Source organism: Halothiobacillus sp. DCM-1 (assembly GCF_045689735.1).
GTDB lineage: Bacteria > Pseudomonadota > Gammaproteobacteria > Halothiobacillales > Halothiobacillaceae > Halothiobacillus.
The window spans coordinates 1,868,725-1,888,895 of record NZ_CP142685.1 but is presented as its reverse complement, the minus strand read 5'-3'; the positions used below and the strand labels follow the sequence as shown (position 1 = coordinate 1,888,895).

The 20,171-nt window shown below is 62.5% G+C and carries 17 protein-coding genes; 9 read left to right on the top strand and 8 right to left on the bottom strand.

All coding sequences use genetic code 11. The annotated features are described in order from the left end of the window. Positions 1-39 precede the first annotated feature (39 nt). The 6 genes from hemF to VOI35_RS08765 are packed head-to-tail and all read right to left on the bottom strand — an operon-like array spanning position 40 to position 6,920. Positions 40-966 carry an oxygen-dependent coproporphyrinogen oxidase gene (gene hemF, locus VOI35_RS08790; protein ID WP_407275677.1) on the bottom strand — a complete coding sequence of 309 codons (927 nt, stop codon included), beginning with the start codon at positions 964-966 and terminating at the stop codon, positions 40-42. 46 nt (positions 967-1,012) lie between these two features. Beyond that, entirely contained in the window at positions 1,013-1,570 is a 558-nt protein-coding gene (locus VOI35_RS08785; RefSeq protein WP_407275676.1) for an L-threonylcarbamoyladenylate synthase, read from the bottom strand. A gap of 9 nt (positions 1,571-1,579) precedes the next feature. Then, the gene (locus VOI35_RS08780; protein ID WP_407275675.1) at positions 1,580-4,003 is read right to left on the bottom strand and encodes a DNA topoisomerase I; all 2,424 of its coding nucleotides are present in this window, start codon (positions 4,001-4,003) and stop codon (positions 1,580-1,582) included. An 18-nt stretch (positions 4,004-4,021) separates the two neighbouring features. Further along, on the bottom strand, positions 4,022-4,516 hold the full coding sequence (locus VOI35_RS08775; protein WP_407275674.1) for a DUF494 domain-containing protein: 495 nt from the start codon (positions 4,514-4,516) through the stop codon (positions 4,022-4,024). Positions 4,517-4,566: 50 nt separating this feature from the next. Beyond that, positions 4,567-5,700, bottom strand: coding sequence for a DNA-processing protein DprA (gene dprA, locus VOI35_RS08770; RefSeq protein ID WP_407276823.1), 1,134 nt, complete (start codon positions 5,698-5,700; stop codon positions 4,567-4,569). Between the two features lie 35 nt (positions 5,701-5,735). Beyond that, positions 5,736-6,920, bottom strand: a complete 1,185-nt coding sequence (locus tag VOI35_RS08765; RefSeq protein WP_407275673.1) for a LysM peptidoglycan-binding domain-containing protein — start codon at positions 6,918-6,920, stop codon at positions 5,736-5,738. Between the two features lie 445 nt (positions 6,921-7,365). Between VOI35_RS08765 and def the strand changes: the two genes are divergently transcribed. The 9 genes from def to VOI35_RS08720 are packed head-to-tail and all read left to right on the top strand — an operon-like array spanning position 7,366 to position 18,400. After that, a complete protein-coding gene (def, locus tag VOI35_RS08760) occupies positions 7,366-7,890 on the top strand; it encodes a peptide deformylase (RefSeq protein WP_407275672.1) in 525 nt (174 codons plus the stop codon). Beyond that, positions 7,890-8,825, top strand: coding sequence for a methionyl-tRNA formyltransferase (gene fmt / locus VOI35_RS08755; protein WP_407275671.1), 936 nt, complete (start codon positions 7,890-7,892; stop codon positions 8,823-8,825). Before def ends, fmt begins: the two co-directional genes overlap by 1 nt. Then, a complete protein-coding gene (gene rsmB, locus VOI35_RS08750; RefSeq protein WP_407275670.1) occupies positions 8,818-10,242 on the top strand; it encodes a 16S rRNA (cytosine(967)-C(5))-methyltransferase RsmB in 1,425 nt (474 codons plus the stop codon). The genes fmt and rsmB overlap by 8 nt, the downstream gene beginning before the upstream one ends. Continuing rightward, positions 10,232-10,816 carry a DUF4390 domain-containing protein gene (locus VOI35_RS08745; RefSeq protein ID WP_407275669.1) on the top strand — a complete coding sequence of 195 codons (585 nt, stop codon included), beginning with the start codon at positions 10,232-10,234 and terminating at the stop codon, positions 10,814-10,816. The genes rsmB and VOI35_RS08745 overlap by 11 nt, the downstream gene beginning before the upstream one ends. Continuing rightward, positions 10,813-13,185 carry an ATP-binding protein gene (locus tag VOI35_RS08740; RefSeq protein ID WP_407275668.1) on the top strand — a complete coding sequence of 791 codons (2,373 nt, stop codon included), beginning with the start codon at positions 10,813-10,815 and terminating at the stop codon, positions 13,183-13,185. Before VOI35_RS08745 ends, VOI35_RS08740 begins: the two co-directional genes overlap by 4 nt. Positions 13,186-13,224: 39 nt before the next feature. Further along, positions 13,225-14,610, top strand: coding sequence for a sigma-54-dependent transcriptional regulator (locus VOI35_RS08735; RefSeq protein ID WP_407275667.1), 1,386 nt, complete (start codon positions 13,225-13,227; stop codon positions 14,608-14,610). 15 nt (positions 14,611-14,625) lie between these two features. Continuing rightward, positions 14,626-16,002 carry a Trk system potassium transporter TrkA gene (gene trkA / locus VOI35_RS08730; RefSeq protein ID WP_407275666.1) on the top strand — a complete coding sequence of 459 codons (1,377 nt, stop codon included), beginning with the start codon at positions 14,626-14,628 and terminating at the stop codon, positions 16,000-16,002. A gap of 8 nt (positions 16,003-16,010) precedes the next feature. Further along, the gene (locus tag VOI35_RS08725; protein ID WP_407275665.1) at positions 16,011-17,462 is read left to right on the top strand and encodes a potassium transporter TrkG; all 1,452 of its coding nucleotides are present in this window, start codon (positions 16,011-16,013) and stop codon (positions 17,460-17,462) included. Next, on the top strand, positions 17,459-18,400 hold the full coding sequence (locus tag VOI35_RS08720; protein ID WP_407275664.1) for a lysophospholipid acyltransferase family protein: 942 nt from the start codon (positions 17,459-17,461) through the stop codon (positions 18,398-18,400). Before VOI35_RS08725 ends, VOI35_RS08720 begins: the two co-directional genes overlap by 4 nt. Here the strand turns inward: VOI35_RS08720 and VOI35_RS08715 are convergent. Together VOI35_RS08715 and VOI35_RS08710 are read right to left on the bottom strand one after the other, a co-directional pair. Continuing rightward, positions 18,360-19,319: a lysophospholipid acyltransferase family protein gene (locus tag VOI35_RS08715; RefSeq protein ID WP_407275663.1), complete on the bottom strand. Its 960-nt coding sequence runs from the start codon at positions 19,317-19,319 to the stop codon at positions 18,360-18,362. The genes VOI35_RS08720 and VOI35_RS08715 overlap by 41 nt on opposite strands. Next, complete coding sequence (locus tag VOI35_RS08710; protein ID WP_407275662.1) at positions 19,316-20,071, bottom strand: tRNA 2-thiocytidine biosynthesis TtcA family protein; 756 nt, start codon at positions 20,069-20,071, stop codon at positions 19,316-19,318. Before VOI35_RS08710 ends, VOI35_RS08715 begins: the two co-directional genes overlap by 4 nt. Positions 20,072-20,171: the final 100 nt, after the last annotated feature.

Below are 20,171 nucleotides of genomic sequence, written 5' to 3'. Positions count from 1 at the left end.
CCCTTCCCTTGACTGGTGGGCTGAAGGCTCGGTTCGGGCTTATGCCAGCCAGTCGCGAACTTTCAGGAAATGCTGATACAGCCCGGCCTCGGGGCTGCCGGGTTCGGGTGCCCATTGATAGCGCCACGACACCTCTGGCGGCATGGACATCAAGATCGATTCGGTGCGCCCGCCGGATTGCAGGCCGAACAGCGTGCCGCGGTCGTAAACCAGGTTGAATTCCACATAGCGCCCGCGCCGGTACCGTTGAAAGTTGCGTTCCCGATCGCCGTACGGCGTGTCTTTGCGCCGTTCGACGATCGGTGCGTAGGCCGGCAAGTAGTGATCGCCGACCGAGCGCATCAAGGCGAAGGCGTCCGCAAAATCTACCTGGCCATCGGCGCCCCAGTCGTCGAAGAACAGCCCGCCAATGCCGCGCGGTTCTTCGCGGTGTTTGAGCCAAAAGTATTCATCACACCAGCGCTTGAAGCGCGGATAAATTTCTTCGCCAAAGGGCGCGCAGGCGGCTTGCGCCTGTTGGTGCCAGTGCACGGCGTCTTCGGTAAAGCCGTAGTACGGCGTGAGATCAAATCCGCCGCCAAACCACCAAACGGGCGTCACACCGGGTTTTTCGGCAATAAAGAACCGGACATTGGCGTGTGAGGTCGGCACATACGGGTTGCGTGGGTGAATCACCAGCGACACGCCGAGTGCTTCGAACTTGCCACCGGCGAGATCGGGGCGATGGGCGGTGGCCGAGGGCGGGAGCTGCTGCCCACGGACATGGGAAAAGTTGATGCCGGCGCGCTCGAATACTTGGCCATTTTCGAGGATCCGCCCGCGTCCTTCGCCCTGGAGTGTTGCGCCCTCGGGGCGTTGCCAGTCGTCGTGAATAAACCGGGCGTCTGGCTCAAAGGCTTCCAACCCCGCAACGATACGCGCTTGCAGGTCGATCAGGTAGTCACGGACTGGGGCGATATTCGGCATGGGGCGCACTCCATCGAAAAGAGCGTGATGATACCAAGCGCGCGCCTTATCGGCGTAGCCAGCGCCCGCTCGGCCAATGGCGGATGGGGGTGGGGTTGGCGCGGGGATCGACCGGGCCGCTGAGGATGGCATCGAGTTCGCGGGGGAAATAGCGACGGACGCTCAGCGGGCTGCGCGCGGGGCGATGCCCGCTCGGGTTGGCGCTGGTCGAGATGATGGCGGTGCCTGCGGCTTGCGCCAGCGCGCGCGCGACGGGATGGGCGCTCACCCGCACCGCGATTTCCGTTCGTCCGCCGGTGATCCAGTCTGGCGTGCCGGCGCGGGCGGGCAATACCCAGGTAAATGGCCCCGGCCAGACCGATTCGATTTGCTGCCATGCCTCGGCGGGCAGGTCGGCAACCCAGTGCGTGAGTTGATCCCGGTGCGCGGCCAGCAAAATCACGCCCTTGTGCCGACTCCGGTGTTTGATGGCCAGAATCCGCTCGGCCGCCGCTGCATTCGCGGGGTGGGCGCCCAGGCCGAACACGGCTTCGGTCGGGTAGGCCACGACGCCACCGTGCCGCAGCAGGTAGGCCGCGCGATTGAGTAAGAACGAAGAAGACATGCGCGTCGTTTAGGTTGTCGGCGCCTTGCGTCGCCGCGTCGCGGGTTTGGCTGCGGTGGCGGTGTCGCCCGAAGGTTTGCGCCGAGCCGCCTTTTTGGGCTCAGCGGCTTCCGCCTCGGGTTTGGTGCTGGCCTTTTTGCCGCGCGCCGGTTTTTTCTCCGGTGCGGCGGCGAGCAGCGCCAGACACTCGTCGAGCGTCAGCGATTTCGGGTCGCGATCTTTGGGGATTTTGGCGTTCTTTTTGCCATCGGTGATGTACGGGCCATAACGCCCGTTTTGCACCGACACCCCAAGCTCGAATTGCGTGATATAGCGGTTCTGTTCGGCGAGCTTCTTGACTTCGATCAATTCCAACGCCCGTGGCAGGTCGATGGTGTAGGGGTCGTCGTCCTTGGCGAGCGAGGCATACAGCTTGCCGACTTTGACATAGGGGCCGAATCGCCCGATCGCGACTTCAATAGATTCCCCCTCTGGGCTGGTGCCGAGTGTGCGCGGCAGATCGAACAGTGCCAAGGCTTCGTCCAGTGTGATGGTTGCGATGCTCTGGCTGCGCTTGAGCGAGGCGAATTTGGGTTTTTCCGGGTCGTCTTTCGTGCCGATCTGTGCGAAGGGACCGAACCGGCCGAGCCGGACGGAGACCGGCTTGCCGGATTTGGGGTCGAGACCGAGTTCTCGCCCCTGGGCGGCTTCTTGTCGGCTGACATTTTCCTGGGTGTGCTGCACGCGCTCGGCAAAGGGGCGCCAGAACGCCTGCATCAGCGGAACCCAGTCCCGCTCGCCACGCGAGACCGCATCCAGATCGTCTTCGAGGCTGGCGGTGAATTCGTAATCAACGATGTCACGGAAGTAGTCGGTCAAAAAGCCATTGACCACCCGCCCCATATCGGTGGGGCGAAAGCGGCGTTGATCGAGCAACACATACTCTCGCGCCTGCAAGGTGGAGATGATGCTGGCATAGGTCGATGGCCGACCGATGCCGTATTCTTCCAGCGATTTGACCAGACTGGCCTCGGTGAAACGGGGCGGCGGCTCGGTAAAGTGTTGCTCTGCGGCAATGTCGCGCAGCACGACGGCATCGCCAACCGCGAGCGGCGGAAGGCGACGGTCATCGTCGCTTTCTGCGGCGGCATCGTCTTCGTCTTCACGGTACAGGGCAATGAAGCCGGGAAACTTGAGCGTCGAGCCGGTGGCGCGGAAGGCGTGTGCGTCACCCGCCGCGAGATCGACCGAAACCTGATCGTACACAGCGGGCGTCATCTGCGAGGCGACAGCGCGGCGGAAGATCATTTCATACAGCCGGAACTGGTCGCGATTCAGGAACGGTCGCACGGCATCGGGGGTGTTTGCCATGCTGGTGGGGCGGACAGCCTCGTGCGCCTCCTGCGCATTTTTCGATTTGGTCTTGTACGCCACGGGCGAGGCCGGCAGGTAGGGCGCGCCATATTTGGCGGCGATGTGGCTGCGGATGTCAGACAAGGCTTCTGCCGATAGGGTGACGGAATCGGTCCGCATGTAGGTAATCAAGCCGACGGTACCAGAGCCAATATCTACACCCTCGTACAATTCCTGGGCGAGGCGCATGACACGGGACGACGAAAGTCCGAGCTTGCGCACGCCCTCCTGTTGCAGGGTGGAGGTGGTGAAGGGCGGGGCGGGGTGCCGTTTGCGCTCACGGGTTTCGACCGAGCGCACGGCGAGATGGCCTTGCGCTGCCGCGAGCAGGCGCGCCCGCGCCGCTTCGGCTTCGGCGGCATGGGTGAGGCTGAATTGCTCGACTTTTTCGCCGTCCAGCGTCAGGAGCCGCGCGGAAAATGCCTGCTTTGTCTTGGCGCAGTCTGCGGTGATCGACCAATATTCGCGCGGCGTAAACGCTTCGATTTCCTGCTCGCGTTCGACGATCAGCCGCAGCGCCGGGCTTTGTACCCGCCCGGCAGACAGCCCCGGATTGATTTTTTTCCAGAGCAGGGGCGATAGATTGAAGCCCACGAGGTAGTCGAGCGCGCGCCGTGCCTGCTGTGCATTGATGAGCGGTTGTGAGAGATCGCGCGGGTTGGCCACCGCTTCTTGCACGGCCTTTTTGGTGATTTCATAGAACACGACGCGCCGCACGGTTTTGTTTTTGAGCAGGCCGGCTTCATTCAGCAGTTCATGCAAATGCCAGGAGATGGCTTCCCCTTCGCGGTCGGGGTCGGTGGCGAGCAGCAGGGTGTCGGCGGTTTTGACGGCCTTTTTGATCGCATCGACATGGCGCGCATTTTTGTCGATGACGCTGTAGCGCATCGCAAAATCATGTTCGGTATCGACCGCGCCGTCTTTGGGCACAAGATCGCGTACATGCCCGTAGGAGGCCAGCACTTCGTAGCCGCTGCCTAGGTATTTTTTGATGGTTTTGGCTTTGGCAGGCGATTCGACAATGACTAGCGTTTGGCTCATAGGATAAAGAACTAAGAATTAATGAATGTATTCGCCGCTGTCCGCGAATACGAAGTCTTCCATCCATGTGAAGGCCGATTCTTCTCCGGGCCGGGTGGACAGGACGAGTAGGACGACCCATTTGATGTCTTCGACATCGATTTCATCCTTGCCCAGTGCCAGGGCGCGTTCGATGACGGTCTCCCGGGTTTCTGCCGAGAGCACGCCGATTTCTTCCAGCTCCAGCAGCAATCCTCGGGCGTCAAGATCGAGGATGGCCGCTTCTTCTGGCGCGTAAAAACGCAGGGCGCGGGGGCGTTCGCCCGTGTTGGCATTGGCCAGTTCGGTGAACGGGCGCGCCTCGCGCGCTTCATCCAGCCAGGAAAAAGCCCGGTGAATGGCTTCTTGATCAAAGCCGGCCACGACCAGTTTTTGGTGCAACTCCCCCCGCAACGGGGCGGCCGGTAATTGGGGTTCCTCTTCCATGTGGTTTTCAAACAGATACATCAACAGGTCAAGGACGGTTTCTTTCATGAGCACTCTCGGCAAAGGGTCGGCAGCGCCGGCCAGCGGTATCGGGCAGATCAGGCGGTGCGGCAATACAGCCCACCCGGTAGGGTCGTGACCTGCCCCTCCAGTTCAAGCATGAGGAGGATGGAGGAAACTTCGGCGGGGGTCAATCCACTGGCGTGAATCAGGCTGTCGGCAGTTTGCGGATCGAACCCCAGCAGCGCCAGCAATTGAGCGTGGCTCTCCTCCTGCGCTGGGGCGGATACGGGGTCGAGTGCCGGGGTGTCTGGCGCGGATCGTAACCGTGCGCCGAGGCGCGGGGCGAGTTCCTCAAAAATATCCTGGGCGGTTTCGACGAGCTTGGCGCCATCGCGGATCAACCGATGGCAACCCCGCGCCAGAGGGTTGTGAATCGAGCCGGGGATGGCAAACACCTCGCGCCCCTGTTCGGTGGCGAGGCGGGCGGTAATCAGCGAGCCGCTTTGCAGGCCAGCTTCGACAACCAGCACTCCTTCCGCCAGCCCGCTGATCAGCCGGTTGCGCCGGGGAAAGTGTTCCTTGCGTGCGGGTGTGCCGGGCGGCCATTCGCTGACCAGCAAGCCGCCGGTGTTGAGAATCCGTTGCGCCAGCGGCTGGTTTTGCTGGGGATAGATCAGATCGGGTCCTGTGCCCATGACGGCAATGGTCGCGCCCTGAGCCTGGAGTGCGCCGTCATGGGCGGCTGCGTCGATGCCGAGTGCCAGGCCGCTGGTAATCACGAGGCCGCAGGCAGCCAGATGTTTGGCAAAGGCGCGGGCATTGTTCAGCCCGCCGGTGGTGGCGTTGCGCGCGCCGACCATGGCGAGTTGCGGTTCATCCAGCAAGCGAATATCCCCTCGGGCGAACAGCGCAGCCGGGGCGTCGGGCAGGCTGTGCAGCAACGCGGGATAGTGGGGGTCGCCGGCGAGAATGAGATGGTGGGATGGATCGGCGGCCAGCCAGTCCAGCATGGCGGCGACGCGGGCTTCATCTCCCCGGGGGCGGGCGGTGGCGAGGGCGCGTGGCAAACCGGCGGCCAGCCAGTCGTTCGTCGAGGCGTGGAGCGCGGTGAGGGGATCGCCGAAGGCATCCAGCACGCTGCGCAGGCGTTTGGGGCCCATGCCTTGCAAGGTGATCAAAGACAATAACGCCCGGCGATGGGCGTCGTCGGGCGTTGGGGTTGTCGGCATCACGAGCGGGCTTGCCCCGGTGCGCGGGGCGGCTTTTAGTTGGCCGAAGTCGGCGTTTGGACAAGATCGCCAATGTGGATGGTGCGTTTGGTTTTCACCACCAAAGCCAGGCTCACGCGGTCATAAGTGCGGAACACCATCGCGGTGCCAATCGGGAAATCCGGCAGTTTGACTTGCGGCGGCTTCGGAATTTCAAAGCCTTGTGGCTCGGCATTCTTGTCGAGCTCTTTCGGATTTTGGGTATAGGTATCGCTCACGATCTTGCCGGGTTTGCTGATGCGCAGCAAATCGCCGGGTACGAGGCCGTTCTGGGTGCCCGCGTTGATGATGATGACCTGGTAGGTTGCTACCTGTGTGATGGCATCGGGGATATCAATGACCTGCGCATCGATCGGCACGGCGGGGATGCTCGGGGTCACCGCATGATCGAACGGGGCATGAACGACCGGCAACAGTCGATCCCCTTTGAGGATTTCCCGTGCGCTCTTGGTGATGCGCAGGGTGGTCGGGTCGCCCTCGGCCGTAATTTGGGCTTCGCCTTTGTAGATTGCACGATAGCCGAGAAACTCCTTGGTGACCGGATCGACCAGCGGACGCCCTTTGCCGACGATGGCGTAGTCTTGCCGATCGCCCGTCAGTGCCGGGCGCGCGTAAATCACATCGCCCAGGCTGGAGGAGACGGTTTCGTTTCGGTCGGCCAGCACATAGGGCGCGGCTTCGAAGGCGGCCTCGCTGAGGATTTGGTCGTAGGAGAGAAACGGCTTCAGCGCATCCAGCGGGATGGCGCTGATTTCCGACGGCAGTGTTTCGTAGCGCATGTGCGGACGCAGGGTGATGCCGAGACGCGGGCGCCCGGCGATGTACATGATGCCGATTTTGTCGCCCGGATAGATTTTGTGCGGATTTTTGATTTGTGGGTTGTCGTACCAGATTTCCGGCCAGTAATAGGGATCTTTCAGAAAGTGGTTGGCGATCGACCAGAGCGTATCGCCTTTTTTCACGGTGTATTCATCCGCGCTCAGGGATTTGAATTGCGCCTTGGTTTGCTCAGGCGTGAGCGTGCCGGCAACTGGGCCGCGGGTTGCGCCGAGGGGCAGGGCATCGGCGGCGGCCGGTTCGTTGACAATGTTGACGGGCGGACGATCCGCTGCGCAGCCAGCCAGCAGGGCGACAGCGAACGATAAGGTGGCGGTGCGGGGGAATCCTTTTGAGAGTCTCATGGGCTACTTCCTTGGGTTTTCAGCCGGAAACGAGGGCAACATCAGGCGGTACAGACGCAGACTTGCGATAGAAAGTCCGTGGCGCACCTTCGCTGCTCGCGTACAATGTTGCGGCAAAGGTGACTATTTGTAAAAGAATTTGCGCGGCGCGTAAAGCATCTACCGGGCTTTGGCTGCATAGAATGCGATTGGGTGTGGTAAAACCGTGACCCCGTTTTCTTTAATTTCTGCTCTTCAATCCGGATCCGGGCGGAGCGGATCGATCCGACAGGGAAGCGCAGATTAAATCATCGCTTCCTGTTTTGGACATGGATGCCCCAAGGCGGAAACGATGTAACTCATTGATTCATAGAGACTGCCGCGAATTCATTTCGCGGTGAGGTTGACTGAATCAATCCAGGGATGGATTGATTTTGATCTATATATAGAGTGCTTTTATTTGGTTATGTCATTACTCGATATTTTGCAATTTCCTGATGAACGGTTGCGCCGTGTTGCGGATGAGGTGAGCCAGTTCGATGCGTCACTCGCGGAGTTGACGGCACGCATGTTCGACACCATGTATCAATCCCGGGGGGTGGGGCTGGCCGCGACGCAGGTCGATGTGCACCGCCGCATCTTCGTGGCCGATTGTGCCGACGAGGGTCAGCCGCCGGAGCCCCTGGTATTCATCAATCCGGTGATTCTGGAAGCGCGCGGGCACATCGAATCCGAGGAAGGTTGCCTGTCGATTCCCGGGGTGAATGACAAGGTGCCGCGCGCGCAAGCCGTGCGGGTGCGTGCCCAGAATCTTGTCGGAGATACCTTCGAGCGCAGCGCGGATGGTTTGCTGGCGGTGTGCATCCAGCACGAAATCGATCATCTGGATGGCAAGTTGTTCATTGATTATCTGTCCCCATTGAAGCGGCAGCGCATCCGTAAAAAGCTGGAAAAACAGCAGCGGTTGAATGCCGCGCAGGGAGCGGGTTGATGGCGCTGCGGATCATTTATGCCGGTACCCCATCGTTTGCCGTGCCCGCGCTCGATGCGCTGGCGGTGCGCGCGGATGTGGAGATCGTGGCGGTTTATACCCAACCCGATCGTCCGGCGGGTCGCGGACAGCGTTTGACCCCATCGCCGGTCAAGGAGCGGGCGCTCGCACTGGGCTTGCCGGTGCGGCAACCCGAGACGCTCAAAGCGGCGGAAGCGCAGGCGGAACTCGCGCAATGTGCGGCGGATTTGATGGTGGTGGCGGCCTATGGGCTGATTTTGCCGCAAGCCGTGCTCGATGCGCCGTGTTTGGGCTGTGTGAACATTCATGCCTCGCTGTTGCCGCGCTGGCGGGGCGCGGCGCCGATTGCCCGGGCGATCGAAGCGGGCGATGCGCAAACCGGCATCACGATCATGAAAATGGCCGCAGGCTTGGATACCGGGGATATGCTCTTGACCCGCTCGATGCCGATTCAGCCGGACGATACGGCGGCCAGCCTACACGATCGCTTGGCGGTGCAAGGCGCGGAGGCTTTGTGTGCAGCCTTGCCTGGGATCAGGGACGGTAGCCTCGTCGGGGTTCCGCAGGATGATGCCTTGGCGACCTATGCGGCCAAGTTGACCAAAGCAGAAGCGCGGATTGACTGGCGTGAGTCTGCCGCCCTGATCGTTCGGCGGGTGCGGGCGTTCAATCCGGCGCCGGTTGCCTTTATGCAGTGGCAGGGCGAGCCGATCAAGGTCTGGCAAGCCGAGGAGGCGGATGCGCGGCCGGGTGCGCGGCCGGGTACTGTGGTTGCGGTGGATAAACGGGGCTTTGTCGTGGCTACCGCTGAAGGCGGGGTGCGGGTGCTGGTCTGTCAGAAAGCCGGAGGCAAACGGATTGCCGCCGCCGATTTTGCCCGGCAGGGCGAATGGTTGGGGGTTCAGTTTGATTGATGCCAACACACGAAATCCGTCCGCGCGGGGCACGCGGCGGGGCGGCGGGCATGACCCGGATCGACCCCCGCGGGTGGATCCGCGCAGTCTGCCGCGCCGATCTCCGGAAGCGCTAACTGCGCAGATTCTGTTGCAGGTCGTCTCGCAAGGGGTTTCTCTGGATCAGGCGTTGACCCGGGTGCTGGCTCAGGCGCAGCCGGTGCATCGTGCCTTGGTTCAGGCCATGAGTTTCGAAACGCTGCGACATTTCGAGTGGTTGGTGCATTGGCGTGATCAGTTGCTGGAACGACCCATTCCGGCCAAATCCATCCAGGTTGCCTTGTTGCTGCTGGTCGGGTTGGAGCGCCTGCGCGGCGCGCGGCGCGATCCCTCAAAAACCGTGAATTCCGCCGTGACGGCGGCGCGGGAATTGGGGCATCCCTGGGCTACGGGGTTGATCAATGCGGTGTTGCGCCGCGCGGCGCGCGAGTGCGCCGAGGTGGAAACGCCGGCACGGAAGGCTCCCGACGCGGTCGGCGCCTGTTTGCCGCCCTGGCTGTTTAGTCGCTTGCAGGGGGATTGGGGGGTCGAAGCCGCCCAGGCGATTGGGGCGGCGATGGCCAGCCATCCACCCATGACCTTGCGCATCGCGGGTGACCGTTTGTCCTATGCGGCACGATTGGCGGCCGAGGGTTTGCCGCATCGATTGACGCCCTTTTCGCGATACGGCATCACGCTGGAATCCCCCGTTGAGGTCGATCGCTTGCCGGGGTTTACCGAAGGGCTGGTGTCCGTGCAGGATGAGGCGGCACAGTGGGTGGTCGATCTCATGGCGCTGGCGCCGGGTCAGCGCGTGCTGGATGCCTGCAGTGCGCCGGGGGGCAAGACGCTGGCGCTGCTGCAACAGCAGTCGCCCTTATCCCTGACGGCGCTGGATATCGATCCGGCGCGGCTGGCTCGGGTGCAGGAAAATCTGGATCGGGCGCGGGTTTTCGCCCGGCTGGTCGTGGGGGATGCCGCCCAGCCGTCGAGCTGGTGGGATGGCGAGCCGTTCGACCGTATTCTGGCTGATGTGCCGTGTTCGGCGACGGGCGTCATCCGTCGGCATCCCGATATCAAACGCTTGCGGCGGGATGAGGATATGGCGCCCTTGATCGAGCGTCAGGCCGAGATGCTCGCGGTGTTATGGCGCTTGCTCAAGCCGGGCGGGCGATTGGTCTATGCCACCTGCTCGGTGTTGCAGGCGGAAAATGCCGGGCAAATCGCCCAGTTTCTGGCGCAACATCCGGACGCGGTTTCGGTGCCGATCGAGGCCGATTGGGGCGTGGCGCAGGGGCAGGATGGCCGGTTTCTCGGTCGCCAGGCGTTTCCCGTGACAGGGGGGCATGATGGCTTTTTCTATGCGGTGCTGGAAAAGCGTTCGGCAAGTGCTGATTGATTCAGCGCTTGCCGTTTGGGTCATCCTGGGGCTCGCGGCATGGCCCGGCGCGACGGCCTGGGCGGCCTCCGATGCGGAAATCACCGACGCGCATGCCGAAGTGCGTGAGGGGGTGCTTTACCTCGATGTGCGGATGAATATCACGCTCGATCAGGAAATGATCGAGGCGATGCGCAACGCCATTCCCATTCACCTGACGCTATCGGCGCGCATCGAGGCGCCGCGCGACTGGCTGTATCCGCGGGTGATCGTCAGCGATGACCGGCGGTTTCGTCTGGAGTATCACGCCCTGTCGAAAACCTGGTTGTTGACCGATGATCTGGAGCATGAGGCGCGCAGCTTCAGCACACTGCAGGGCGCCCTCCGCTCGCTGGAGCGTATCCGAGCCTGGCCGGTGGCCAGTGCGCGGCGGATCGAAACCCCGGATCGGTTGATCGGGCGCGTCCGCCTGACGCTCGATATCGACAAACTGCCCTTGCCCCTGCGTTTTCCGGCCCTGTTCGATTCGCGTTGGGCGCTCAACAGTCCCTGGTTTCTGTGGTCGGTACCGCATGGGGCGAAGGACGCGCCATGAAGTGGCAGCGGCTCTATGGTTTTTTGATTCGCCGACTGGTGCCGCCGGTCAGCGTGATGGTCGTCGTGCTGCTGCTGGTGCTGATGTACCTCGTCTCCGAGTCGTTGCAGCGCGCCAACCAGCCGGAAAAACTCTATTTGGCTCTGCTGGGCGCGAGCGCGGTGGGGTTGCTGTTTTTGTCGGGCGTGGTGTTCGGGCACATCATCCGCCTGGTGACGCATTACCGGCGCGGCACGCCGGGGGCGCGCCTGACCGCGCGGCTGGTGCTGACTTTTGTCGGGCTCACCAGCATTCCGGTGCTGATCGTGTTTTATTTCTCGGTGTCGTTTATCCAACGCGGTATCGATTCCTGGTTTGATGTGCAGGTCGAACAGGCAATGTCGGATGCGCTCTCGCTCTCGCAAATGGCGTTTGATGGGCAAATGCGCACGGCCATGTCGGACACCCTGCGGGCGGCCGATCAACTCAAGGGCGTTTCCGGAGATTTGATTGCGCTGGATTTGAACTCGGTACGGCGTTCGACCGGCGCGCATGAAATGACGATCTTCGGTGCGCGCAATCTGATCATCGCCTCGGCGTCCGATGATCTCCAGCAGATCGTACCGGCGCGCCCCGATGAAACCGCGCTGTCGCATGCCCGAGCCGGTAAGGATTACATTGGGCTTGATCCGGGCGCCGATGGCGCGATGCGGATCCTGGTGGTGGTGCCGCTCACGGCGGGGCTCACGGGTGATGGCGGCGGACAGGTGTTGCAGGCGCTGTATTCGATTTCACCGCGCGCCAATCAACTGTCGGGCAGTGTTCAGGCCGCGTTCAATGAATACCGGTCGTTGATTTTTCTGCATAAATCCTTGAAACGCACCTTCACCCTGGCTCTGACCCTTGCGTTATTGCTGTCGCTGTTGACGGCGGTATGGCTGGCGTTTATCGCCGCCCGCAACCTGCTGGCACCGATTCGGGAATTGGCGGCGGGTACCAAGGCGGTGGCGGAGGGCAATTACACCCACCGGCTGCCGGTTGATCGGCGCGATGATCTGGGGCAACTGGTGCAATCGTTCAACACCATGACCGCGCGGGTGCGCCGGGCGCATCAGGTGATGCAGCAGTTGCAGGAGCTGGCGGATCAGGAACGCGATTATCTGGAAACGGTCATCCAGCACTTGTCGTCGGCGGTGCTGACGCTGACGCCGGATGGGCGCATCAGCCGCAGCAATTCCGTGGTGGCGGCGTTGTTGAGCGTGTCGCCGCAGGCCATCGAGCGGCTCACGCTGACCGAGCTGTGTCAGCAGCATCCCCATCTGGAACCGGTGTGCGCGGCGTTTGCGCCATTGCTGGAACCAGGCCAGTTGACCCCGGGTGCGACGGTCGAGGCTCAGCTGAAGATCATGGGCGATGGCGGGCGGCGGGTCTTGCTGAGCCGTGCGGCGGCGTTGCCCGCCGAGCAGGGTGATCTCAGCGACGGCTTCGTCCTGGTGTTCGAGGATGTCACGACGCTGATCCAGGCGCAGCGGGATGCCGCCTGGTCCGAGGTGGCGCGCCGGTTGGCGCATGAGATCAAAAATCCCCTGACGCCCATTCAGTTATCGGCCGAGCGGCTGCGGCGGCGATTGCTCGGTTCGTTGGATGAGGAGCCTGCGCAGATGCTGGATCGCGCGACGCAGGTCATCATCAATCAGGTCGAGGCCATGAAATTCATGGTCAATGAATTTGCCGAATATGCCCGCACGCCACAAAGTACGCCGGTGTTGCTCGATCTCTCCGAACTGGTGGCCGAAGTGGTGGAGCTGTACCGTGGGAGCGAGGTCTCGGTGCGGCTGGTGCGCAGCGAACCCGCGCTGCCGGTGCGGGCAGATGCCGGGCGGATCCGACAGGTGCTGCACAACCTCATCCGCAATGCGCAGCAGGCGTTGATGGAGCAGCCGCCGGTCGAAGGCGTCAAGCCGCGGGTGCAACTCACGACCCGGCTGATTCAGGAAGGATCGCTCTGTCTTGCCGAGCTGGCGGTGTTCGACAATGGGCCGGGCTTCCCGGAGAGCATGCTGGATCGTCTGTTCGAACCCTATGCCACCACCCGGCCGAAAGGCACCGGGCTGGGCTTGGCAATCGTGAAAAAAATCGTGGAGGAGCACGGCGGGCTGGTGACGGCAACCAATCGGCAGCCTGCCGCCTTAAGTGAGACTGCGCCCGACGAGCTGGCGGCAGCGGGTGCCGTGTGCTGGTTGACGGGCGCGCGGGTCACGATCCGCCTGCCCCGCGCCGAACCCGCCCCGAGCGCGGTTGAACCGCCGGCCGACGAGATCGGGCATAATCCTGCCGCGTTGCCGGAAACCAGTACCTCTTCGGATTTGGATCATCAACGGATTGGCTGACTTGGATTCCACCAAGACAGGCCCACAAAGAGCTGCCCTATGAGCATTGGACATATTCTGGTCGTTGACGACGAAAGCGAGATTCGCTCCCTGCTGGCGGAGGTGTTGACCGATGAGGGCTACACCGTATCGAGCGCGGCCGATGCCGCCGAGGCGCGCAATTCGATTGCCTCGCGCCGCCCGGATCTGATTCTGCTGGACATCTGGATGCCTGGGCAGGATGGCATCTCCCTGCTGCGGGAATGGCACGAAGCGGGGCAACTGGTCTGGCCGGTGGTGATGATGTCCGGTCATGGCACGGTGGAGACCGCCGTCGAGGCGACGCGGCTGGGCGCCTTCGACTTCATCGAAAAGCCGATTTCTCTCGACAAACTCCTGCTGGTGATCGAACACGGGCTGGAAAATAACCGGCTGCTGCGGGAAAACGAGCATCTCAAACGCTCGGCGCCCGATCCGTTCGAACTGATTGGCGAAAGCGAATACATGACGACCTTGCGGGCGCAGGCCAAGAAAGTCGCCGGACACGACGCCTGGGTGCTGATCTTCGGTGAACCGGGCACGGGCAAGCAGGCGCTGGCGCGGTTTATTCACCATCATTCGCCCCGGCGGCATTTCCCGTTCATCGATACCGGCAGCGTGGCCATGGGCGGGCGGCAAAACGCCGCCGTCGAGTTATTCGGCTCAGAGGTGGATGGCAAGATTCGTTATGGGCTGCTCGAACAGGCCAATGGCGGCACGCTGTTTATCGCCGAAGCGGCGGATATGGACGAACAGACGCAGATGCAATTGATTTCTGCGCTGGAAAATCAATCCTTTTTCCGCGTCGGCGGCGCGGAGCCCGTTGCGGTGGATGTCCGCGTGATTGCCGCGACCCGTAAGGATCTCGAGGCCGAGGTGCGCGCGGGACGATTCCGGGAAGATTTGTTCTATCACCTCTCGGTGGTGCCCCTGCCGATCGAGCCCCTGCGCCATCATCCCGAGGATGTGCCCGTCCTGCTGTCACACTATCTCGATGCCGCGCACCGGTTTGAAGGGCTTCCCCGGCGGGAACTGACCATCGGGGCGCGCAACCTGCTCAAGGCGCATTCCTGGCCCGGCAATGTGCGGGAGCTGAAAAACCTCGTGCAGCGCATGTTGATTCTTGGGAACGGCGAGGTGATCGACGAGCAGGAAGTCCAGCGGGCGCTGGGGTTTTTACCCGCCCGTGGCGATGCGGCGGAGGGCGTGGCCAACAGCCTGATCTCGCTGAATCTCGATCTGCCCCTGCGCGATGCACGCGATGAGTTCGAGCGCCGTTACCTTCTGGCGCAGTTGAAAGCCTGCGAGGGCTCGATGACCGAATTGGCGCGTATCACCGGCATGGAACGCACCAATCTTTACCGCAAACTGAAATCCTTAGGTATCAGTGCGAATGAGCGTAGCTAGGTTCCGGGGGTATCGATGAAAATCATTCTGCTTGGAGCCGGGCAGGTGGGTTCCTCCCTGGCCAATGTGTTATCGACCGAGGCGCGGCATTCGGTGACGGTGGTCGATACCGACAACCAGACGCTGATCCGGCTACAGGAGCGCTTGGACATTCGCACCGTGCAGGGCGCGGGCGCGAATCCTGCCGTGCAGGAAGCGGCGGGCGCGGCCGATGCCGATGTGTTGATTGCGGTGACCGGTTCGGACGAAACCAATATGTTGGCCTGCCGGGTGGCGTGGACGCTGTTTCGCACGCCGACCAAGATTGCGCGGGTGCGCACCCCGGAATACCAGGATCATCCGGCCTTGTTCGATAACCACGCGATTCCGGTGGATTTTTTGATTAACCCGGAGCGGTTGATCAAAGAATATATCGTGCGGCTGATGGAGCATCCCGGCGCCTTGCAGGTGCGGGATTTCGCGGGCGGCAAGGCGCGGCTGATCGCGCTGCGTGCCGAAGTCGATGGCCCCTTGACCGGTCGGCCGATCCGCCATCTGGCCGCCCTGTTGCCGCAGACGGAGGCGCGGGTGGCGGCCATTTACCGTCGGGATACGCCGGTACATCCGGATGGCGATGTGGTGATCGAAGTCGGCGATGAGGTGTTTTTCCTCGCGCGCACCGAAGACATGCGCGAGGTGATGAGCGTGGTGCGGCGGCTGGAACGGCCCTATCAGCGCATCATGATCGCTGGCGGCGGCAATATCGGCGGCGGGCTGGCGGCGGCGCTGGAGGATCGGTTCGCCGTCAAACTCATCAGCAACAACCCGGAGAAAGCGCGGGCTCTGGCCACCGCGCTCGACCGCACCATCGTACTGAGTGGCTCGGGCACCGACAGCGCGCTCCTGCTCGAAGAAAACATCGAGGACATGGATGTCTTTCTGGCGCTGACCAACGACGATGAGGACAACATCCTCTCGGCGATGCTGGCCAAGCGGCTGGGCGCGCGCAAGGCGATGTGCATCGTCAATCGGGGGGAATATGTCGATCTGATCCACATGGGCGCTATCGACATTGCCCTGTCGCCGCACAACATCACGATCGGCCACCTGGTCACCCGGCTGCGCCGGGGGGATGTGGTGAGTGTGCATTCCCTGCGCCGTGGGGCGGCTGAAGCCATGGAGATCATTGCCCGAGGCGACAAGACTACTTCGCAGGTCGTCGGACGGCGGATCGATGAGCTGCCCTTGCCGCCGGGGACGACGATCGGCGCGCTGCTGCGGGGCGATGAGCTGTTGATTGCCCATCACGATACGCTGATCCATACCGATGACCATGTGATTCTGTTCGTCACCGACAAGCGGCTGGTGGGCACCATCGAGCAGTTGTTTGCCGTGCGTTTCGGCTTTTTCTGAGGAACCCCATGCAATATCTGGCGATTGGGCGGGTGATGGGCTTGCTGCTGATCGTGTTTGCCTTCACCTTCATCCCGCCGTGGATCATCGGCCTGCTGATGGGCGATGCAACGCTGGCGCCGTTCGAGATCAGCTTCCTGATCGCCTTGGGTTTGGGGCTGGCGCTGTTTTTGCCCCTGGCGCGTTCCCGCCGTGAGCTGAAACTGCGCGATGGCATTCTGGTCGTGGTGTTGTTCTGGGTCATGCTCGGCCTGATGGGCGCGGTGCCGTTTTATCTGGAACCGGCGCTCAAGATTAATTTTTCCCAGGCGGTGTTTGAATCGGTCTCGGGCTTTACCACGACGGGTTCCACCGTGCTGGTGGGGCTCGATACGATGCCCAAGGGCATTCTGTTTTACCGCCAGCAACTCCAGTGGTTGGGGGGCTTGGGGATCATCGTGCTGGTGGTGGCCTTCATGCCCTTGATTGGCGTGGGCGGGATGCAGCTCTACAAAACCGAAATTTCCGGGCCGATGAAAGACGAGCGGGTGTCTGGCCGGATCGCCGACACCGCCAAGGCGCTGTGGCTGGTTTATGCCGGCCTGACCCTGGCCTGCGCCCTGTTGTTCAAGATCGAGGGGATGAGCTGGTTCGATGCGGTTGGCCACGCCTTTGCCACCGTATCGACCGGCGGCTTTTCGACCCATGATGCGAGTTTCAGCTATTTCAACGACTTCAGCATGGAGCTGACGGCCGAGGTGTTCATGCTGCTCGGCGCGACCCCGATGGCCTTGCATTACCTTGCCTTGCGGCACTGGTCGTTGCGGGATTACGCCCGCAGCTCGGAACTCAAGTTTTTCGCCCTGCTGCTGCTGGTTTTTTTCGCCCTCCTCGTGCTGACGGTGCTGATTTCCCAACCCGAGCAAGCATGGCTCTCGGGCATTCGCTGGAATTTGTTTCAGTTGATCACCCTGATGACGACAACGGGATTTGGTCTGTCGGATGCGACACCCTGGCCAGTGTTTCTGCCGGTGCTGTTGCTGGCGACGGCCTTGATCGGCGGCTGCGCCGGTTCGACTTCCGGCGGACTCAAGGTCGTGCGGATGCTGCTGCTGTCCCGGCAGGGGCTGAATGAACTGCGTAAACTCGTGCACCCGCATGGGGAATTTGTGGTCAAACTCGGGGGCCGGGCGATCAGCCCGGCGGTCATCAGCGCGGTGTGGGCGTTTTTTGCCGCCTATGTGTTCGTGTTCAGCGTGATCTTCTTTTTGATGATGGCGACCGGGCTGGATGTGGTGTCGGCGTTTGGAGCGACCATTGCGACGCTCACCAGCGCCGGGCCGGGTCTGGGTTCGGTCGCCGGAAATTTCGCGACGGTCTCGACGGCGACGCTGTGGGTCGGGACGGTCTCGATGCTCTTGGGACGGTTGGAAATTTTCACCGTTTTGGTCTTGTTCCTGCCGATGTTCTGGCGTCGATGAGCCGGGGCGAATCTGCCCCGCAGGGCGCGACGCAACCCTTTTCCTGGGCGTTTCTTTGTCCGCGCTACGGGTTCGTCTGGCTGTTGTTCGGCCTGTTGTGGCTGTTGGCCTATGCCCCGCATCGGCTGCGGCTGGGTGTCGCCTGGGGGGTGGCGGCGCTGTATCGCCGGTTGTATTCCAAGCGTCGTCGGATCGTGGCAACCAATCTCGCCTTGTGCTTTCCGCAGCAGCCGGACGCGGTGCGGGCTGCGTGGCTGCGGCGGCATTTTCTCCTTCAGGCCTATGCCTTGCTGGATTTGGGACGGCTGTGGTTTCGCTCGCCCGGTTATCTGCAGCGCCAAACCACGGTCAGTGATCCTTTGCTCTTCGATCAGTTGGTGGCGCAGGGCGGGGTGGTGCTTACCGGGCATGGCGCCGGGTTGGAGTGGGTCGGGCACTATTTCACGATGCGGATGACCGGCTCTGCGATGTACAAGCCCTTCGGCAAAAACCGGCTGCTGAACTGGCTGTTCGAACGCGGGCGGGAGCGGCACGGCGCGCGGGTCTATCCTCGGCACATGGGGCTGAAACCGCATCTGAAACACCTTCGGGCGGGGCAGGGATTTTTTTACATCGCCGATGAGGATTTGGGGGAAGCGCATTCCGTGTTCGCCCCGTTCTTCGGCGTAGAAAAAGCGACGATTCCCCTGGCCGGTAAGATTGCCGCGGTGAGCCGGGCGATGATTTACCCCGCGCTGGGACAGCTCGATCTGCGAACTGGGCGTTACCAGTTGTTGATCCATGCGCCGGTCTCTGTGCCCCCAAATGACGATCGGGCGGCTGCCGGGGCGATCAATCAGGCGCTGGAGGCGTTGATTGCGCTCGATCCCCCGCAATACATGTGGTCACTCAAGCTGTTCAAGACGGCGACCCCGGATCGGCCGGATCCGTACCGCTAACCGCCGGCGGCGGCGGTTGGCGCCGAAAACGCCGGTAACTCCACTGATACTGCGCGGGATTTTCTCGCGCAATCTGCTCGACCGCCGCGTTCAATGCCGTCAGCGAGATTGTGACATCGGCATCGTAGAGTGCCTCGGGCGCGGGATAATAGTTGAGCACATAGCCCCGCCCCTGCGGCAGCCGTTCGGTGCGCCCGAAGACCGCCCGCGCGCCGGTTTTCTGCAGGAGCTGATGGATCAAGGTCACGGTATAGGCGGGCTGACCAAAGAACGGTGCGAAGGCGCCTTCACCGACGCCCGGCTCCTGATCGGGCAGGATGGCGACCAGCTCGCCTCGTTGCAGCGCCAGGAACAGCGCTTTGACGCCCCGGCGGTCGGCGGGCACGAGCTGCGCGCCAAAGCGCGTTCGACCCTGGGTCATCAGGCGTTCGAATGCGGGCTCGCGCGGCGGGCGGTAGATCGTGCTCATCGGGGTCAGGGTGGCGGTATATAACCCGCCAAATTCCCAGGATCCGCTGTGGGGGGCGAGCAGAATGCAGCCCTTGCCCGCCGCCAGGGCGGTGTCGAGATGCGCCTTGCCATGAATGCCGCGCACCAGCCGGTCGATCCTGGGTTTGCTGCCGCGCCAGATGAGGCCGAGTTCGGTGAGGGTTTTGCCGGTTTCCAGCAAATGCTGTCGAACCAGCCGGGTCTGCTCCTCGGCATTGAGTTCGGGCAGGCAACGCGCGATGTTTTCCTCGGCGATTCGTCGCAGGCGGCTGCGGCTGACCCAGGCCAGCCAGCCGAGGGCTGCGCCCAGACCATGCGCCAGCCGCAGCGGCAAGGCCGCGAACAGGCCGAGGGCGGCGCGCAGCGCCCACAGGCGCATCCGGCTGCGCCCCGGTCGTCCGGTCGATTGCGCGGTGCGTCGCACCGTCATGGCTGACCCACCGCCGCGTCCAGCCCTTCGCGCATCAGCGGGGTGAGCGTCGCCGCCAGTGAGCGGAACAACTGCGGGTTGCGCCGCTCCTCCTCGGCGAGCAGCGCCTTGAAGTGCGCGCGCTGGGTGGGTTTGGCGAAGCAGGCCGGGCAGTTATCGGTAATGACCGGCAGAGCATGCTGGGTGGCAAAATCGACCAGCATCCGTTCGCGCACCCGCACGAAGGGGCGGATGATCCGCAAGTCACCGGCATCGTTGCGGTAATGGGCTTTCATGGTGTTGAGTTTGCCGCCGTGGAAGGCGCTCATCAAAAAACTTTCCGCCAGATCATCCAGATGCTGCCCGAGCGCGAGCACGCCATAACCGTGTTCCCGTTGGGTTTTGTAAATCAGCCCGCGTTTCATGCGGGCACAGAACGCGCAGTACGAATCGCCGCGCATATGTTCATTGGCCAGGCCGACGATATCCTCGCGCACCAGAAAATACGGAATGCCGAGTTCAGCGAGGTAAGGCACCAGCGGGCTCGGGTCGAAGCCGCCGACCATCGGGTCGATGGTGACGGCGCCGAGTTCAAATGCGAAGGGCGCGCGTTGCTGCACAAAGCGCAGGCAGTGCAGCAGCGAGAGCGAATCCTTGCCGCCGGATAGTCCGACCAGCACCCGGTCGCCGGGGCGCAGCATCAAAAATTCCACCAGCGTGCGCGCCACGAGGCGCGACAATTTCTTGCTGGGCACCGCCCACCGATTGGCCATTGCGTTCATGGTCGGCATTGTACGATGGCTTTTACTGGCCGACGGTGGCTTTCCGCGGCAAGGCTGCGATAATCGCCGCCATTCTTTGGTTTTGAGTGGT

Coding starts and splice junctions, on each gene's coding strand:
- VOI35_RS08785 (WP_407275676.1), bottom strand. CDS start 1,570: ATGTCTTCTTCGTTCTTACTCAATCGCGCGGCCTACCTGCTGCGGCAC.
- hemF (WP_407275677.1), bottom strand. CDS start 966: ATGCCGAATATCGCCCCAGTCCGTGACTACCTGATCGACCTGCAAGCG.
- VOI35_RS08720 (WP_407275664.1), top strand. CDS start 17,459: ATGAGCCGGGGCGAATCTGCCCCGCAGGGCGCGACGCAACCCTTTTCC.
- VOI35_RS08725 (WP_407275665.1), top strand. CDS start 16,011: ATGCAATATCTGGCGATTGGGCGGGTGATGGGCTTGCTGCTGATCGTG.
- VOI35_RS08710 (WP_407275662.1), bottom strand. CDS start 20,071: ATGGCCAATCGGTGGGCGGTGCCCAGCAAGAAATTGTCGCGCCTCGTG.
- VOI35_RS08780 (WP_407275675.1), bottom strand. CDS start 4,003: ATGAGCCAAACGCTAGTCATTGTCGAATCGCCTGCCAAAGCCAAAACC.
- VOI35_RS08735 (WP_407275667.1), top strand. CDS start 13,225: ATGAGCATTGGACATATTCTGGTCGTTGACGACGAAAGCGAGATTCGC.
- dprA (WP_407276823.1), bottom strand. CDS start 5,700: ATGCCGACAACCCCAACGCCCGACGACGCCCATCGCCGGGCGTTATTG.
- VOI35_RS08715 (WP_407275663.1), bottom strand. CDS start 19,319: ATGACGGTGCGACGCACCGCGCAATCGACCGGACGACCGGGGCGCAGC.
- VOI35_RS08740 (WP_407275668.1), top strand. CDS start 10,813: ATGAAGTGGCAGCGGCTCTATGGTTTTTTGATTCGCCGACTGGTGCCG.
- fmt (WP_407275671.1), top strand. CDS start 7,890: ATGGCGCTGCGGATCATTTATGCCGGTACCCCATCGTTTGCCGTGCCC.
- def (WP_407275672.1), top strand. CDS start 7,366: ATGTCATTACTCGATATTTTGCAATTTCCTGATGAACGGTTGCGCCGT.
- VOI35_RS08765 (WP_407275673.1), bottom strand. CDS start 6,920: ATGAGACTCTCAAAAGGATTCCCCCGCACCGCCACCTTATCGTTCGCT.
- trkA (WP_407275666.1), top strand. CDS start 14,626: ATGAAAATCATTCTGCTTGGAGCCGGGCAGGTGGGTTCCTCCCTGGCC.
- VOI35_RS08775 (WP_407275674.1), bottom strand. CDS start 4,516: ATGAAAGAAACCGTCCTTGACCTGTTGATGTATCTGTTTGAAAACCAC.